This window comes from Pelovirga terrestris (genome assembly GCF_014773365.1).
Taxonomy (GTDB): domain Bacteria; phylum Desulfobacterota; class Desulfuromonadia; order Desulfuromonadales; family Geopsychrobacteraceae; genus Pelovirga; species Pelovirga terrestris.
This window is the reverse complement of the sequence record NZ_JACWUN010000013.1, coordinates 86,760-102,726: the sequence shown is the minus strand read 5'-3', so window position 1 is coordinate 102,726 and position 15,967 is coordinate 86,760. Positions and strand designations below refer to the sequence as shown.

Annotated in this window: 15 protein-coding genes; all 15 read right to left on the bottom strand. The window is 51.8% G+C overall.

The window, feature by feature from the left end; genetic code table 11:
• Positions 1-223 (bottom strand): hypothetical protein (locus tag ICT70_RS11655; protein WP_224747005.1); only part of this gene is annotated, 223 nt, incomplete at its 3' end.
• Position 224: 1 nt separating this feature from the next.
• Positions 225-476 carry a DUF2442 domain-containing protein gene (locus ICT70_RS11650; RefSeq protein ID WP_337906855.1) on the bottom strand — a complete coding sequence of 84 codons (252 nt, stop codon included), beginning with the start codon at positions 474-476 and terminating at the stop codon, positions 225-227.
• A 32-nt stretch (positions 477-508) separates the two neighbouring features.
• A complete protein-coding gene (locus ICT70_RS11645) occupies positions 509-769 on the bottom strand; it encodes a DUF4160 domain-containing protein (protein WP_191156820.1) in 261 nt (86 codons plus the stop codon).
• 148 nt (positions 770-917) lie between these two features.
• Positions 918-1,199, bottom strand: a complete 282-nt coding sequence (locus ICT70_RS11640; protein ID WP_191156818.1) for a hypothetical protein — start codon at positions 1,197-1,199, stop codon at positions 918-920.
• Positions 1,200-1,399: 200 nt separating this feature from the next.
• On the bottom strand, positions 1,400-1,678 hold the full coding sequence (locus ICT70_RS11635; protein WP_191156815.1) for a hypothetical protein: 279 nt from the start codon (positions 1,676-1,678) through the stop codon (positions 1,400-1,402).
• Positions 1,679-1,800: 122 nt separating this feature from the next.
• Positions 1,801-4,461, bottom strand: a complete 2,661-nt coding sequence (locus tag ICT70_RS11630; RefSeq protein WP_191156813.1) for a beta strand repeat-containing protein — start codon at positions 4,459-4,461, stop codon at positions 1,801-1,803.
• Between the two features lie 249 nt (positions 4,462-4,710).
• Positions 4,711-5,784, bottom strand: a complete 1,074-nt coding sequence (locus ICT70_RS11625) for an acyltransferase family protein (RefSeq protein WP_191156811.1) — start codon at positions 5,782-5,784, stop codon at positions 4,711-4,713.
• A 12-nt stretch (positions 5,785-5,796) separates the two neighbouring features.
• The gene (locus ICT70_RS11620; protein WP_191156809.1) at positions 5,797-7,023 is read right to left on the bottom strand and encodes a glycosyltransferase family 4 protein; all 1,227 of its coding nucleotides are present in this window, start codon (positions 7,021-7,023) and stop codon (positions 5,797-5,799) included.
• Between the two features lie 38 nt (positions 7,024-7,061).
• Positions 7,062-8,051, bottom strand: a complete 990-nt coding sequence (locus ICT70_RS11615; protein WP_191156807.1) for a glycosyltransferase family protein — start codon at positions 8,049-8,051, stop codon at positions 7,062-7,064.
• Between the two features lie 14 nt (positions 8,052-8,065).
• A complete protein-coding gene (locus ICT70_RS11610) occupies positions 8,066-9,151 on the bottom strand; it encodes a class I SAM-dependent methyltransferase (RefSeq protein WP_191156805.1) in 1,086 nt (361 codons plus the stop codon).
• Complete coding sequence (locus tag ICT70_RS11605) at positions 9,148-10,584, bottom strand: ABC transporter ATP-binding protein (protein WP_191156803.1); 1,437 nt, start codon at positions 10,582-10,584, stop codon at positions 9,148-9,150. The genes ICT70_RS11610 and ICT70_RS11605 overlap by 4 nt, the downstream gene beginning before the upstream one ends.
• Complete coding sequence (locus ICT70_RS11600) at positions 10,574-11,395, bottom strand: ABC transporter permease (protein ID WP_191156801.1); 822 nt, start codon at positions 11,393-11,395, stop codon at positions 10,574-10,576. Before ICT70_RS11600 ends, ICT70_RS11605 begins: the two co-directional genes overlap by 11 nt.
• A 22-nt stretch (positions 11,396-11,417) precedes the next feature.
• The gene (locus ICT70_RS11595; RefSeq protein ID WP_191156799.1) at positions 11,418-12,731 is read right to left on the bottom strand and encodes a TolC family protein; all 1,314 of its coding nucleotides are present in this window, start codon (positions 12,729-12,731) and stop codon (positions 11,418-11,420) included.
• A gap of 9 nt (positions 12,732-12,740) precedes the next feature.
• The gene (locus tag ICT70_RS11590; RefSeq protein WP_191156797.1) at positions 12,741-14,135 is read right to left on the bottom strand and encodes an HlyD family type I secretion periplasmic adaptor subunit; all 1,395 of its coding nucleotides are present in this window, start codon (positions 14,133-14,135) and stop codon (positions 12,741-12,743) included.
• 58 nt (positions 14,136-14,193) lie between these two features.
• Positions 14,194-15,855 (bottom strand): type I secretion system permease/ATPase, encoded by a 1,662-nt coding sequence (locus ICT70_RS11585; protein ID WP_337906854.1) that lies wholly within the window; start codon positions 15,853-15,855, stop codon positions 14,194-14,196.
• Positions 15,856-15,967: the final 112 nt, after the last annotated feature.

Sequence of the window (15,967 nt, the reverse complement as noted above, 5' to 3'; positions counted from 1 at the left end):
CGATATGATAATGGTTGTGCATCACCGCATAGGCGGCGACATCGATGGTAAAGACTCCAGCCAGCTGCAGAATGCGCTGTTCGATCCAGTCGCGACGGTGTTCAAAGCTCTGGCCGGTGATATGATCCACACCGCACAAAAAGGCGCGGCGCACACAGCGGGAAACAACGTGATACCAGGGGGTTTCACTTAAGGAGACTTGGGCGTAGCGCGGAAGGGCCATACTAATCAAGATTCCATTCACCGACAGCCTTTATCTGATCATACATGGCATCAGGGGCAAGATCCAGGTCACCTGGCCATGTCACTGCACCATAGACGAGGGCGGCTTGAGTAAATCGATCAGGATCACGCAAATCGACAAAAACACCGACTTGATCTGAAAACAAAAATGATTTCATATTGACGTAACCTTCAAGGCCATCCAGAAAGCGCACAAAAAGCCGATAATCCGGCAAGACATCAACCTGCTGCACCCGCCAAGGCATCGCTGGTGTGATGGGTGGCTCTACGAGAGAGGTTCGATTTTCTGCGGTGGTTGCATATGCACACATTGATTCCACGCCTCCATGAGTTCAGCTCGATGCTCATTAGCCCATTCCAGAACCATAACCATTGCCCGCCTTGGCAAATATCCTTTCACAACTTCCAGCGTTTGGATATTAATCAACACTTCGTACTCTGCGTATAATGCATGAAAATGTGGTGGGGGATGTTCCTTCCAAAACATCTGGATGACAATTCCATAAAACATACTGATGGTCGGCATGAACACTCCCTCGGACAAAGCTTAAACTAAATGCAGTATAGCACCCATTCAGAAACACAACAATTTCACTGTCGCATAAATGGCATTACGTCGACCAGGCTCACCACCGGTCAGTACACCGCCACCCTACCCCAAGGCAAAACACAGGTCAAGAATAAAGTGCCTGTTCTATAAATATTAGGAAGATGACTTCGGTGACAAAGATGATGCGTTGGATGGTGCGGTTTTGTAAGATGATGGTGGCGGTTTCTTCGGGGGTTCCCAAGGCTTGAATCTCGGGCAGGTCGTCTTCGGTGGCCACGCGGAACAGCAGGTCGGCTTCTTCATCCTCATACAGGCACACCTGCATATAGCCGTAAATTTCCCGCCAGAGGACGGGGTCTTCTGAGGACAGGTCGAGCAGGTCGTTGATACAGTGATACTCACGCATAGGGGCTCCTTTCTTGTGTTTGTTGGGTTATCCCTGAATGGATTTTGATGAATGATGTTCGGGAAGGTGACATTCAGGAAGGTGTTTTGAGGCGGGGAATAAAAAAACCCAACCAAGATTGGCTGGGCGTGGGGGTTGGGGTCATTCTGGCCCACGGTGGGTTGTGGGGGTTGGGTCTGCGGGGAAACGTCCTTGTCTGTTTAATAAGTACTGCTCAGGTAGCCAAGAAAACGCTGAATGAACAACGTCACTAACGAACCTCCCATCACGCTGGGAATGGCTATCCAGATTTGCTGCATCAGTCGCCGTTCTGATTGGAGAAAGCGCATTACTGCGAGCTCTGCCTCAAGAATTTTAAGCCGTTCGCGACGTTGTGCTTCTTGGTGTTGGTCGTTGCTTCCTCCCAACCAATTTGCTTCCAGTTCCTGCAGTCCACTAAGCACTCTCTTGGCATGCTTAATGCGCTCCCGTCGTTGCATTTACGACACCCTCCTGTTTAAGTAAAAACCCCCGCCCCTCAAGGTTGAAGGACGGGGGATTTTGTTGGTCATACTAGCCCACGGTGAGTTGTGGGGTTAGGGTACACTTTTAGATTATTAGATTAGACGAGAAATGCAGCTGCGTCGATGGTGGTTACACCAGTCAGCATCAGCACACTGTCAGCGACACCATCGTCTAAACCATCGATATACAGTGTACCAGTTGATGAGTCAAGAGCTACGTTGACAGCAACACCTGCTGCAGCACCAGCCGAGTTAGCAAGGAACGTTGTCGCGTCGGATGCATTAGTTAATACTGCAACATTAACTAAAGTTGGATTAAATTCAGTCAAGTCAATCACATCACCGTTGCGAGCCGCAACTGCAGCAGCACCTGCAGTGGTCGCGGCACCGTTAGTACCCTGGCCCACGGTGTTAGCGTTGAAGTCGGTGATGACGTCGCGGGCATTAACCACTGAGTCTGTAGCGGCACCCAATTTATAAATGTCATTACCGCCACCCAAGGTAATAGTATCTGCACCCTCAGAGCTTATAATAGTGTCAGAAGCTGCACCACCAATAATAACATCATCAGTAGCTCCACCTGTGATGACATTCTTGCCAGTTGCAGAACCGATAATCGTCAACGCTGTAGATGTTGAAACGTGAGCAGAAGCATCAATAGTAACTGCAACTCCCTCCGTTGTTGCCTGCAATGCGACAGAAGAGGCATCAATGGTCGCCAGCTCAGTCATGGCAGCATTGCTCGTGAAACTGAAGGCTTGGTTGCCAGTCACATTGAGGGTCACCAGATCGTCGTTGGTGAGACTCAACGTATTGTTGACACCGTCAGCCTTATTTCCGGCAGCTCCCGCAAAAGTTGCACTTGCTTTACCGGTACTTTCAACGTTCAGCGTTTCTACGTTTGAAGCAGTAACATGAGTCGAAACTGGTGTAATGGTAGAAGTACCGTCGTTGTCTTCTGTGTAGTCTTTGTTCAGTTTCAGGTTCAGCACATCATTTTCACCGGTCGCTGCGTCTTTGACTGCAACAACCAAAGTACCGTTGTTGCTTGCATTTCCAGCCAGAGTCACGCTGGAACCAGGGGTTACGCCAGTGATGGTAGCGGAACTGCCCGTAGTAACGCCTGCACCTGCAACAAAGGAGGTGATGCCGGCAACTTTGCCAATGTCGAAGCTGTCGCCTCCTGCAAGAGCGTCGGTGAACTCCAGCACTTCGAAGCCGGTGATCTTGGCGAGGTTCGCTGGGCTAAAGCCTGAAACAGTGGTGTAAGTTGCCTTTGCCACTGCCAACGTATCAGTACCTTCGCCACCAGACAGGGTCACGCCAGCAGTTGGAGCGAAGTTCAGCACCAAGCGGTCATTGCCTGCACCCAAGTCAATTGTTGATGTCGCCGACAAAGCGTTGGTGTTGATGGTCACTGTGTCGTTGCCCGCACCGGTACTGATACTTTTTACCGTTGCACCAGCAGCGGCGATAGTGTCGTTACCGGTTCCTGTTGTGATATTTTGCAGCGAAGTTGTCTCGGCGATCGTAATAGCACCAGTCGAATCGCCAGCGTTCAGAGTGACTGCTGCATCAGTGTTTTTGGCAATCGTTGTTGCAACTGCCGTATCAACGGTCAGCGCAGTTGCTGTACCAGTGCCATTCACATTCAGAGTGAAGGCTGCCGCTGCTTTTTCCCCAACGACGCTAACAGTGGTTGCACCGCTAGTGGTCAGAGTACCCGTCGAGTCATCCAAAGCGATGGTTGCCGCGGTATTGCCCGTAGCTGTCGTGACGGTCTGTGACAGAGCAGCAACATCACGGAAGCCTGCAGCAGTAGAAGCGCCGAGGTTGGTAACGTCTGTAGCAGCACCAATCTGCCACAACTGCTGAACGCCTTGGAACTTGGCGGCATCACCAAAGGCTGCGGCAGTGTTATCGTTGTATACATTGACAATTTCAACGTTTTTCACTGTAGCGAATGCTGGGAAGACTTTGTTTACAGAACCAACGTTATCAGTGAAGATATTCAGCGTGTCAGTGCCTGCGCCGCCGTCGATAGTGTCCTGAGCCGTGAAGGTGCTGCGATCGGATGTACCAGTTGTGTCGATAAACGCGTTAATCGTGTCATTGCCAGCGGTACCGGCAACCGTGTCCACACCTGCAGTGAGCGTGAAGGTCTCGCCAACCATCGGTGTCATCTCACCAGCGTCCACCTGCTCATCAGCAGGAACCGGGGTGATGGTGAGCCCTTCATCTTCACCATAGAGCATGAAATGCTCAATAGCCGTCAGGCCGGCAGCCAGGAAGGCATCCTGAACTTCAGTAGCCGTTTTGTCAGCCCACTCAGCGGCGGTAGCAGGGTCAGCCTGCAGGGCCGCCAGCTTGTCAGCAAAATATTGGGTGGCATCGAAAGCGTTGGACGGGTTGATCGCCTCACCGGCGCCCCACTGGAGGTAATGCTGATAGGGGTCCTGGCCATCCCAAGCCTGCTCGAATGCAGCCAGGGCGCTATTCAATGTCAGATAACTACCGGAATCAAACAGTTGCTGCGCCTTGGCGAGCTTGTATTCTGCAGCACTGAAGTATTGGTTCGGGGCGAGCCCTTCCTGCCAACCATACTGAGCATAGTGTTCTTCGGCGGTCAAGCCGTAGACATTGCTAAGAACGGTTTCAAGAAAATCTGCGTCCTTACCAACCCACTCGGGTTGCGTAGCCTGCAATTCGGCCAGCTTTGCTCCCAGATAATACGCCTTGTCAAATCCTTGTAACGCCATAATATTCTCTCCTAACACGTGTTAATAATTGCGACACCATGTCGCCTCGAGGACTAGCCTTGTTCGTTACGCTTTAAGCCCTACTTTGAATTTATCTTTTTTGGATTCTAGCTTCTATCACTTTTATGCGACTGACAAGCCCCTCCCTTAAGACCGCGGCAGGGCAAAACATTGTGCTCCAATATAGCGACTTGGCACTTTGTGTCAATAGTTTTTGTTCTTTTATTTAAATTTTTAAACCTTTTATGGCTATTTTTGAGCTGAGGCAATACGCTGCTTCATTTGCAACGCTGGTCGTTCGACACCGTACCACGAAATGATCGACACGCCCACAGTCAGAATAGCCGTCCAGATCACCAGGGCTGAACCGCCAAATCCATGACGTGACATGAGGTGCAGCAAGGGGTAGTGCCAAAGGTACAGGGCATAGGAGATGGTACCGAGGCCTACCAACGGCGGCCAACTTAACAGTTGGGTAAGGATTCCGGGCCGCTCGAGCAATCCGAACAGGATGAGTAGCGTTGCCAGCGCAACCAAAAGATACTGCCACTGATACAGGATTGACGTTTGCCAGCGAGCGGTCACCGCCAGGACGCCCAGCGAAGCAGCGGCACTCCAGGTAACGACGGGTGCTGACAGGAGGCGTCGCCAGCATTCGAGGGCACCGGCATTCCAGAGCAGGGCAAGCAGGCAGCCGGCCAGCAACATATCGGCCCGGGTGTCAAAGCCGTTGTAAAGCCGTGCCCACTCAGCACCCTGGGCGAGCAACCAGACGCGCCACCCCCAGGATGCCAGAAACATGGCGCTAACACAAACAATCTGCCCGGCTTTATTCAAGCGCAGCAGGAGCAACAAGATAAGGGGCCAGACAGCATAAAATTGCTCTTCGATGGACAACGACCAGCAATGCCCCAGGTGGTATGGTCGGTCAAGACCAAAGGCGCGGGTCCAGTTGGCAACATAAAAGAGGGACATGGCGGCATCCTGCAGGTGATAAAGGCGGGTGGCGCTATCGGGGGCGACAAGGAACCAGTAGGTCAGATAACAAGCCAACAACACCAGCAGTGCTGGCAATAACCGCAGGACCCGACGCAGATAAAACTTTTTGAGGCTGATCGATCCATTGCGCTGGTGCTCCTGCAACAACAGCACGGTGATCAGGAAGCCGCTAAGGACAAAGAAGATATCTACACCGATGAAGGCACCGGTAAAACCGGGAACCCCAGCGTGAAAGAGAAATACCAAAATGACGGCAATGCCGCGCACACCGTTGAGGGCGGACAAGGTACCAGAGAGGTGTGGGGTTTGTGGGCATATTGTCATAAAAACCAAGCCTTACGCATGATATCCAAGGCGGGCGCGTAGTGCTTTACCGACACGATAAAGCCTGGCCACCAGATCGGCCACGGCAGAAAACCAGCGCTGTTGCTGAAGTTTGCGGCAGAGGAGATCGGCATTGGTAAAGGTCGGCGGTGATTGAAGCACCTCACACTGAATATCTTGTTCCCCGGTACTCATGGCATACAGCGCAGCAATGCTGTTGTTGAGGTTGGCGCTGTAAGGCTGGATTGCCGGGGATGGCACATTGCGGGTGGCGGAATATAGCTCTTCCAAGGTATCAATGGTCTGCTCCCAGCCCCACCGGGCGGCGGTTTCTTGACCTTCAGCCTGCAATTGACGGTACAGCCCGGGATCATCAATCAGTCGCCGCACAGCAGCAGTCGCGGCCGGAATATCAAGAGGATCGACCACCAGGGCATTGCCCCCGTCGACGATGTATTCGTCATAGCCGGTCACACGCCCCACTACGGGCACCCCGCCACAGGCCATCATCTCCATGGGAGGGCCAAAAAACCCCTCCACACGGCTGAGCTTGAGTAATATATCACAGCTGGAGTAAATTTCCCGCATTTGTACCATGGGAACCTGCTCAAAGAAGCGGTGGCATTTCCACTCGGGGCGGGGGCGGCCATAGGAACTGACACACCAGACTTCGACATCAAGAGGCTCAATAGCGGCAAAAGCTTCGGCCATGCCCTTATAAGGCAGGCCGATGGCTCCTTCGAGCAGAACTCGGGGTTTACTTCCCTTTTTTTGCAGAGGTGAACAGGGGAAGAAAAGTTGCGGGTCGATGCCGTTGGGCACCAGAGCAGAGGTTTGCCGAAAATTGGCTTGCAGCCACTGCTGAATCCAGCGTGCTTCGGTGATATAGTGAAAATCAAAACAGTAGGAAACAGCGGTCAGATGACGCCAGATGCTTTCCGCTGGGTGAAAGCGCGTTTCATCGGACTGGACAAAATAAAATTTGCTCTGGGCTTCGAGACGGGCAACCTGAAATGATGTTGACCAACCGGTTGCTACCAGAATATCGACATCTGCGGGGTACTCGGCAAGGGTCAGCACCGGCACCTTCTGGTCAGGGAACCAACTGGTTTCCTTATCGTTCTGCTGGTTTACGAGGAAAACCTCATGCCCCCTGGCTTGCAGACGATTGGCATGCTGCATGACAACAGCAACCCCGCCGGAAACAGTACAGCAAGGAAGGAGATACACTATCTTCATGGATTCAATTTTATCCTTTACCTGGTTAATCGCATTTTTCAAGGGCGCAACAGGGCCTTCAGCAACTGCATTGCCCGCCTCACGGTATGCAACCATTCGCGGAGTGCCGTCACCGGATCGGCGGCAAACCGCGGCAGCTGGCCCTGGGAAAGCTGCTCGACCAGACGGGGGTACACCGCTCGGGCGTCAAGGTGCTCGCAGACCCGGGCACGACCACTGGCGGCAATCCTCTGCCGCTCCTCAGGATGCGCTAAATAGTATTCAACCGCCTCGGACAATTGTTGAGGGGTTGAGATTTCGACATAATCGATGTTGGGGCGTAATACCGAATTGGGGGTAATCTGCTCGCTGATGACAAAAACGCCGACGGCTAAAAGCATCTGCATACGGGGCTCCCAGGAGACTTCGTCTTCGGCGTGAATATTGAGGCAAATTTTGGTCTGACACAGGTACTCAACCAAGGGCGGGCCCCAGATACCATGGGCAATATGGAGGAAGTGATAGCGGTGTTTGAGTGGCCCAAAAAACTGTTCGCGGTGGGTACTGCTGCGCCCGATAAAGAAAAGATCCCAGTTTTTTTCTGCTGTACGGGGGGCATAGGTGCGGGTCGCTACAGGGAAAGGAAAGGCCCCAGACAGCTTGATACCATCTTGCGCCATAAAGGCCAGGGAGCTCTCGTCATAGTGGAAAACATAATCAAAAGGCTTGTGGCGGATATGACGAAAATGATTATAGCGCGACAACGAATCGCGAGTATACACGAGACGCCCGTCGATACAACGGGGAAAGGGTTCGCTGGAGAAATTAACCTTGTTACCGCGCAGCCGGCAGAGTACCTTGTCGGGAAAAAATTCACCGCGAAAAAAGAAATTGTAATCGGCATCAAATTCTTCAAGTGCTGTGAATTCGCTGGCACTCATGTCGAAATGAAAAGGAAATTCTTTGACACAGGCAAAGCTATCAAGGTCGTTTTCATAAGAGAAACGAAAATATTCGGGCTGGCAAATAAACGCAATTTTGAGTTTCATCGGGTTGGCCTGCGTCAGCGGCTGAGCCGTGCAGAAAGAGCGCGCAACGGCTTTGTCAGGCGCCAGGAGCGGGACAGTTCATAGCTTTCACGGAGGCTATTCATCTCAAGCTGGTGCTGTTGCTGCAGATTTTCAGCTTTAGCACTTAGTTCCTCAATCTTCCTGGTTAGCTCGGTTGCATATCGGTGCTGGTCTTCCAGATTTACCTTCTGGGCTTCAATGTATTGTTGCTGGTCTTCCAGATTTACCTTCTGGGCTTCAATGTATTGTTGCTGGTCTTCCAGATTTACCTTCTGGGCTTCAATGTATTGTTGCTGGTCTTCAATTATCGCACGCTGGGCCTGGATATGGCTGCGCTGATCTTCTACATCCTTACGACAATTGGCCAATGACTGGTCCTGGGTAAACCGTCGCCCCAGAGAGGAATAAAACTGGCGGATATTCTGCTGTGTCTGCGTGGGAGTGGCGAGGAGCATTTCAATAGCTACAGGCATCTTGCTGCCAACAAACAGAACCCCCAGACCGTGCCCATGGATAAAGTCAAAACCCGGATACTGGTTGCGCAGTTCCTGCCAGCACTTCCAAACACCAAAATCAGCGATACGTTCACTGGTATCGTGAAAAAGCACGACACCCGCGGAGGACATTTTGGGCAGCCAGGTCTGGAAATCGTGAAGAACAGCATCATAGGTATGAAGGCCGTCTATATGCAGCAGATCAATGGTGGCATTGTCAAATTTCTCGACTGCCTGATCGAAAGTCTGACGCATGAGCTGGGAAAAGGCTCCGTAGCGCGGATCATGATAGGCCCTGAGCTGCTGATAGACCTCCTCTTGATAATAACCGGCGTGTTCATCACCACACCAGGTGTCGACAGCAAAACAGCGGGTTTCCAATGACAGCTGACGAACCGCCTCACAGAAGGCGCAGTAGGAGGCACCGGCATAGGTACCCAGCTCGACAAAAGTTCGGGGACGTAACATTTGAGTCAAGGCGAAGGCAAATGGGACATGTTCGATCCATGCGCTGCTGAAAAACCGTGGGTCATAAGGAGCGAAGCACAGCGAAAAATTCAGCGGGTTGAACTCTTTCTGATTCATGTTTGCCTCAACGTAATATCGAGCATCGGAATCCCGACAAGTCCTGTGGTTATACTGGTCGCATGAGACTTAATCATCAGGGCGTCATGCATCCAATGGTGTTGAATGTGATCATGCTGGCTGCCTTCGGCGACAGCGACACAGAAGGAATAATCGCCGAGGGGAAGAATGGGCATACGGAAAGTAAAGGCTGCGATAAAACCACTACCAGCGGCAATATGAAGAGGCTGATTCAGGTAGGTCAAAAAGGTATTATCGCCAAACAAGACCTGACCAAGGCGATCTTTAAGAAAAAACCCTACGATGGGCCGATAAATTTCGTCGCTGCAAAGAACAACGACTCGCAAGGTCACTAGTTCGCCGCCGACCACCCACAGAAGTCGCCGCCCTTGGTCGTCCACCAGGAGGACATCCTTAATCCGAGCTGAACGGATACCGAAAGCAGCAGAATCCTCATTAAAAGTAAATATTTCCAGATCGTTGCGCAAGTTGCTTGCATTGAGAAAATCAAGGCGCTGATCGCGGGTTAGAGTGGTGGCGACATCATCGTCGCTAGTCGACGACGATTGAACAGCTTCCACAGCGGGCAGAGTTGGGGCCTCGTAATGGTCTGAAGGAGGAAGAACTTCGAGCTGGCCTGGTTGATCGTCATAAAAAGATGCCAAGTAAGCTTCGCTGATCTCTTTGGCGGTCCCGACACAACGGGCATAACCTTCACTAAGCCACAGGGCATGATCGCAGAGATTAATTACAGCGCTGGTATCATGGCTAACAAAAAGAATTGTTCCTTTCTCTCGAAAACGCCTTAAAAATCGCATACATTTTTGGGTAAAAAAAGCATCTCCAACAGCCAGAGCCTCATCAATAACAAGGATGTCCGCATCGACATTTGCCACAACCGCGAAGGCAAGACGAACATACATGCCACTGGAATAGGTTTTTACCGGTTGTTCGATAAATTCACCGATATCGGCAAAGGCGACGATATCATCATATCGCCGATCAATTTCTTCGCGATCAAGACCCAGAACAGAGGCGTTCATATAGATATTTTCACGACCGGTAAATTCAGGATTAAACCCGGAACCGAGTTCAAGCAGGGCAGCGATGCGCCCATTAGTTGTGACGTCTCCAGTAGTCGGAGTGAGAGTACCGCAAATCATTTGTAGCAGGGTTGACTTACCTGAACCATTACGTCCAACAATTCCGACTGTTTCACCGCGCTTTACTTCAAAGGATATTTCACGCAAGGCCCAGAACTCTTTGTAGTAAGCGGTGACGGGTGACGAGTGACGAGTGACGAGTTGCCTAAGAGGGGCAACGGCACGTTTGAACCTGGGCATCACAAACTGCTTCAGCCGATCACGGGGAGTGTCGTAGATATGATAGCATTTGCCTAAGTTCTCTACCTTGATAGCAACGTCAGAGGACATCGGCGAATCCTTTGCGTGTTTTCTGAAACCAAAGCAACCCTAAGCAAAAAACACCGGTACTGAAAGCCAGATATACCAGTAAAGCAGACCAATGCGGAAGGTGTCCCCAGAGCAACACACCCCTGGCTTGCTCAATAATTAATGCCAATGGGTTGAGAAACAAATAGGGACGAAATGACTCCGGCAGGGCAGACAAGGGAAAGAAAATCGGGCTTAGAAACAGCAAAGCTGTAGTAAGAATGGTTATTGTCTGGCTGACATCACGCAGAAAAACACCAACAGATGCCAGAAACCATGAGCAGCCAAGAATAAATACCAAAAGGGGAAAAACGACAATTGGCAGCAGGAAAATCGTCCAAGCAAACGACTGATTGACAAGCACATTAAACAAAAGCAAAACCAAAAGGCTCACCAATGCATGAAACAGGGCGGAACCAAGTACGACAACCGGCAAGATCTCTAATGGAAAAACAACCTTTTTAACATAGTTGACGTGGCTCAATATCAGCCCAGGTGAACGGTTGATCACTTCTGAGAAAAGATTAAAGACAATCAGCCCGGCAAAAAGAATTACCGCAAATTCAACCTTGCTGCCACTATCACTTTCTCCCCATTTGGCCTGAAATACTACACTGAAAACAAAGGTGTAGATCATCAGCATGAAGACCGGATTGAAGAAAGACCAGAAAAGCCCCAACATGGAGCCACGATAACGTCCTACAACCTCACGTTTGGTCATCTGCCAGAGCAACTGCCGATGAAGACGAAGATTCTTAAATAAAATAAAGGGGCTTGGCGAATGCAATTGCATTGAAAATAAAAACCTTTCCTGCTCAATAAGTGACTAGACCCAGCGCATGCTCAAAACGGATCAAGGCCAGTTGCTGCTGATAGCGCGCATCGAGAAGATCAAGCTCAGCGCGAGTCAGACGCAGCTCCGCATTGAGAAGGGTATCCAGGGACGCGGCGCCCAGGCGCGAGGCTTCTTCGGCAAAGGCATAGGCTTCTTGCGCGGCAGCAATCCCCTGGGCAGCAGCATCCAGACGACTGCGCCCTTCCTGTAAACGCTCATAGAGTGCAGTCACCTCAGCAACAATGGCACTATGGTAATAACGCTGAACCTCACCGAGACGGCGGATCTGCAGGTCCTGACGGCGATCGGCATAATAGACGGCGCCTCCCTGAAAGGGGCGCAGAGTGATGTTGACGCCAACCGTGTAGTAATTACGGTCGTCGCTGGGCACCCCTCCGGTACGATAGTCACGCTCAAAATCGACCCAGCTGCCCTCAAGGTTGACTTCAGGCAGTTTGCGGGCACGAATAATCCGGCGTTCCTGCTGTGCCAGGGAAATATCAGTTGCTGTTAACTTGAGTTCAGGACGGTATTGTAAGGCCTGTTCAATGTAATCAATCAGCTTGCCTGGTATGGGGTCAACGCCACTGGTTAACTCCCCAATCAGAAACAGCTCAATGTCAGCAGGGATCATGAGCCAGGCACGTAGATCTGCAGCTGCAGTGGCAAGATCAGCTTGAGCACCAACCTGCTGCTGCAAAGCATGGGCCAGCTCGGTTTCAAGCTCAAGCAAACGCAAACGCGGGGCAAAGTCTTCAGCTACCCAGGCAGATACCAGTTCTATCTGACGTTTGAGACGGCCAACGGATTCTTCCCATCGCACCAGGCGCTGCTGCGCCCACAAATAATCGGCAAAATTTTGTTTTACTTCGAGAACCAAACGACGCTGCAGATCGTTAAGCTGATAATGTCGATAATCTCGCGTCAGCTCAGCCTTGCGATAGCCGGCAACCGAGGAAAAACCCTTGAAAAGGGGCTGGGTCAAGCGGGACTGGAACGTTTGGCTGCGCTGACTTAAGAAATCGGTATCGCGTTCGCCATTGGTATTATTATAGAGGCGACGATAACTGTAATCAACGCTTAAGGTCGGCAAAAAAGCACTGCGGGACTGATTTATCCCCTCTTCTGCTTCAGCAACAGCTAGGTGGCTCCCTTTGACCTGGGGATTTTGCTCCAGCCCTCGCAGGATCGCTTCATCCACGGTTAAATGCAGTGAAGTTGCAGCGACCGGCGATGCCATTGCCAATAGACAAAGAAAAATGCCAGGAATTCTCAGATAATTGCTTAATGCCATAGGGTTCTCTTAATTTTCCCTCAAGGCCCGATCAAAGTTGTCGAGCAGAGGCTCCAAAGCGTAATCAAGTACGGTACGCGGATTGGTGCGAATGAATACAGAAGCCGGCATACCGGCGGTAAGATAAAGATTGTTACTCTCCAATTGCTTTTTATCCAGCGCAACGTGAACAATATAGGTTGGCTGTTCCCCGTAGGGGGTACGCTGCAGCAGGCGGTCGGCAGAAATATAGACAACCTCGGCAGAAATTTTGGGCGTAGTTCGCACCGGAAAGGCCAGTAGTTGCACGTCGGCCTGCTGACCTCGGTAGATGTGGGTAATATCCTGCACGCGGATGTGACTTTCGACAATCAGGGGCGTGTCTTCGGGGACAATATCGAGGATCGGCTCACCGGGACGAACCACGCCCCCCTCTGACTGCACCTGCATGGCCACGACTTCGCCGGCTACCGACGCGACGACCTCAAGTCGGCGACGGGCATCCTGCAGGGGAAGCAGCTGTTGACGCAGATCGAAAATGCGCTGCTGCAATTCAACCAGGCGAGTAATGGCGTTTTGGCGGTATTCGGATTCGAGTGAGTCGATGCGCAATTCAAATTCAGCTAAGCGCTCAAACAGTTCGGCGCGTGAACCCCGCAAGCGAGCAATATTGCTGCGCCGATCGGAGATAGCCCGACGCAGTTCAAGGATCTGGGTGCGATCGATAAACTGACGCGCAAACAAGACTTCTTTGGCCGCGAGTTCCTCTTCCAATGACGCTACAACCTGATCTTCTGCTACAAGTTGCTCGTCGATACTCTCAGCCTGGGCATGGAGCTGCCGCAACTGGCGCTGAAGCAGATCAGTTTGATTGCGCAGGGCACCGCGGTTGGCAACAAAAGCTTTGGCTGAAGACAATTGCAGGTCCTCCCAGGTTGCGGTCACGACAGCAGCATCCGGCACTGGCCAGCGGGGCTCAGGTGAAAGATCACGCTCAGCCTGCAAGCGTGCTTCTTCGATGGCTGCGGCGGCCAGCTGGATCTGCAGTTGATCGACGGCAGCTCCCACCCGGGCGCTCTCGAGAATTAACAGGATTTGCCCTTTTTCAACCTTGTCGCCATTACGAACAAGAACACGGTGGACGATCCCCCCTTCAAGATGTTCGACGGTCTTACGCTCGGTGTCGACGCGTACTTCCCCTTGCGCAATGACCGCACCGGAGATCTGGGCGAAGGAGATCCAGATACCACCAATACCGAAGAACAGGGCGATAACAATGAGTCCGGCGACAATAATGTGGCGACTTTCAGCAAAACGGATATTCAGTTCAGGAGGCGTAGTATGTTCATCCTGAATAGCTAAAATGGCATCCTGCCGCCCGTTCTTGCTTCCTTGGTCGGGCGTTGCAGGTGTAGTGGTTGTCATATTTTTTCCATCGTGTCAGTAGGGCAGGAGGTCAGGCAACAAATCGGGCGCTGAGTACTCATGCCTGTTTATTCTGCATTTCGAGAAGTTTTTTGAAAACGGCATCACGCGGCCCGAACAGGGCAACTTGCCCATTTTTCAACATCAGGATCTTGTCGACTCCGGCCAGTAGCGAGGGTTTGTGAGTAACGATAATCAGGGTGCTACCGGCCGCTCGCAAGTGGCTGAACGATTCAAGCAGGGCCTTTTCGCCTTCTTCATCCAGGTTGGAGTTGGGTTCATCGAGGATCACCAGCCGCGGCAGACAATAGATGGCCCGGGCCAAACCGATTCGCTGGCGCTGACCACCGGAAAGCACCACTCCTCCCTCACCGATATTGGTGTCGTAGCCTTTGGGCAGGGCCAGAATCAGTTCATGGACACCGGCACGTTTGGCGGCTGCGACCACTTCTTCGGAGTTGACTTCACCAAGACGGGCAATATTATCAGCAACGCTACCGGCAAAGAGTTCGACATCCTGAGGCAGATAGCCAATGAAGGACCCCAGACGGGATTGATCCCAATCATAAACATTGGCGCCGTCAAGGCGCACAACACCACCGCTGGCCGGCCAGATGCCCAAGAGCAGGCGACAGAGGGTTGACTTGCCGGCGCCGGACGGACCGATAAGGCCGACGGACTCCCCCGACTGCAAAGAAAAATTGATATCGCGCAGGATAAAGCTGTTATTCAGGGCAAAGGTGACATGTTCTGCCGCCAGTTCGCCTTTGGGGTCGGGCAATTCCATGGAATCTTTCTGTTCCAATCCGCCCAGAGTTGCTTTCAGTCGCTGCCAGGCACCACGAGCTTCGATCATACTTTTCCAGGAGCCGATCCCCATCTGGACCGGGGCCAGGGCACGTCCCATAATGATGGATGAGGCGATCATAATCCCGGGGGTTGCCTGGCCATCGAGGGTTAACCAGGCACCAACACCAAAAATGGCAACCTGCATGACCTGGCGAATCCAGCCGGAAAGGGCCTGAACCCCCCCGGAACGGCGACTGGCCTGGGTCTGCAGTTTCATGACATTATCGTTAAAGCCCTGCCAGCGACGGGTCACACCGCCTAGCATGCCCATACTGTTGACCGCCTGGGCATTGCGGCGCGAGGCCTCGACAAATTTCATTGAGTAGTTATTGAGGGTATTGGCATCATCTAACGGCTTGCGACTAAGCTTTTCGTTGACCAGGGCGAGAATAATGAGCAGCACCGCACCGCCGGTGGCAACCGTGCCCATCAGCGGGTGCAGAAAAAAGATCACGGCCAGAAACATGGGGGTCCAGGGGATATCAAACAGGGTAAAAATGGCGTTACCACCAAAGAAATTGCGCACCAGATTAACGTCACGCAAACCTGCCTGATTGGCTTGAACGGCGCCGGGCAATGCCGCTTTTTTGATGAGTTGGTCGAGGACATCGCGGCTAAGCGCCTGATCAATGGCAACCCCGCACCGCACCAGCAAGCGCGAGCGGATAAACTCCAGGGTTGACATGACAATCAGGGCGACAACCGCTGCGACAGTAATAACATACAGGGTCGGTAAGCTGTAACTGGAGAGGACCCGATCATAGATCTGCAGCATATAAATGGGGAAGGTCAACTGCAGGATATTAATGAACATACTGAAAAAAGCGCCATAGGCAATATAGGGGCGCCAATTTTTAAATATACTTTTCACTCGCTATAAACCCTTTTCCATAAAGGAATACTGACTCTTTGAACCACAGACGAAATCCAATCGAGAAGAATCACAGGTTTATTGTGTGGGGTCAAGAGAAAAACAGAGAAAA

Coding starts and splice junctions, on each gene's coding strand:
- ICT70_RS11620 (WP_191156809.1), bottom strand. CDS start 7,023: ATGAAGATAGTGTATCTCCTTCCTTGCTGTACTGTTTCCGGCGGGGTT.
- ICT70_RS11610 (WP_191156805.1), bottom strand. CDS start 9,151: ATGAATCAGAAAGAGTTCAACCCGCTGAATTTTTCGCTGTGCTTCGCT.
- ICT70_RS11625 (WP_191156811.1), bottom strand. CDS start 5,784: ATGACAATATGCCCACAAACCCCACACCTCTCTGGTACCTTGTCCGCC.
- ICT70_RS11640 (WP_191156818.1), bottom strand. CDS start 1,199: ATGCGTGAGTATCACTGTATCAACGACCTGCTCGACCTGTCCTCAGAA.
- ICT70_RS11645 (WP_191156820.1), bottom strand. CDS start 769: ATGCCGACCATCAGTATGTTTTATGGAATTGTCATCCAGATGTTTTGG.
- ICT70_RS11595 (WP_191156799.1), bottom strand. CDS start 12,731: ATGGCATTAAGCAATTATCTGAGAATTCCTGGCATTTTTCTTTGTCTA.
- ICT70_RS11615 (WP_191156807.1), bottom strand. CDS start 8,051: ATGAAACTCAAAATTGCGTTTATTTGCCAGCCCGAATATTTTCGTTTC.
- ICT70_RS11635 (WP_191156815.1), bottom strand. CDS start 1,678: ATGCAACGACGGGAGCGCATTAAGCATGCCAAGAGAGTGCTTAGTGGA.
- ICT70_RS11590 (WP_191156797.1), bottom strand. CDS start 14,135: ATGACAACCACTACACCTGCAACGCCCGACCAAGGAAGCAAGAACGGG.
- ICT70_RS11630 (WP_191156813.1), bottom strand. CDS start 4,461: ATGGCGTTACAAGGATTTGACAAGGCGTATTATCTGGGAGCAAAGCTG.
- ICT70_RS11605 (WP_191156803.1), bottom strand. CDS start 10,584: ATGTCCTCTGACGTTGCTATCAAGGTAGAGAACTTAGGCAAATGCTAT.
- ICT70_RS11600 (WP_191156801.1), bottom strand. CDS start 11,395: ATGCAATTGCATTCGCCAAGCCCCTTTATTTTATTTAAGAATCTTCGT.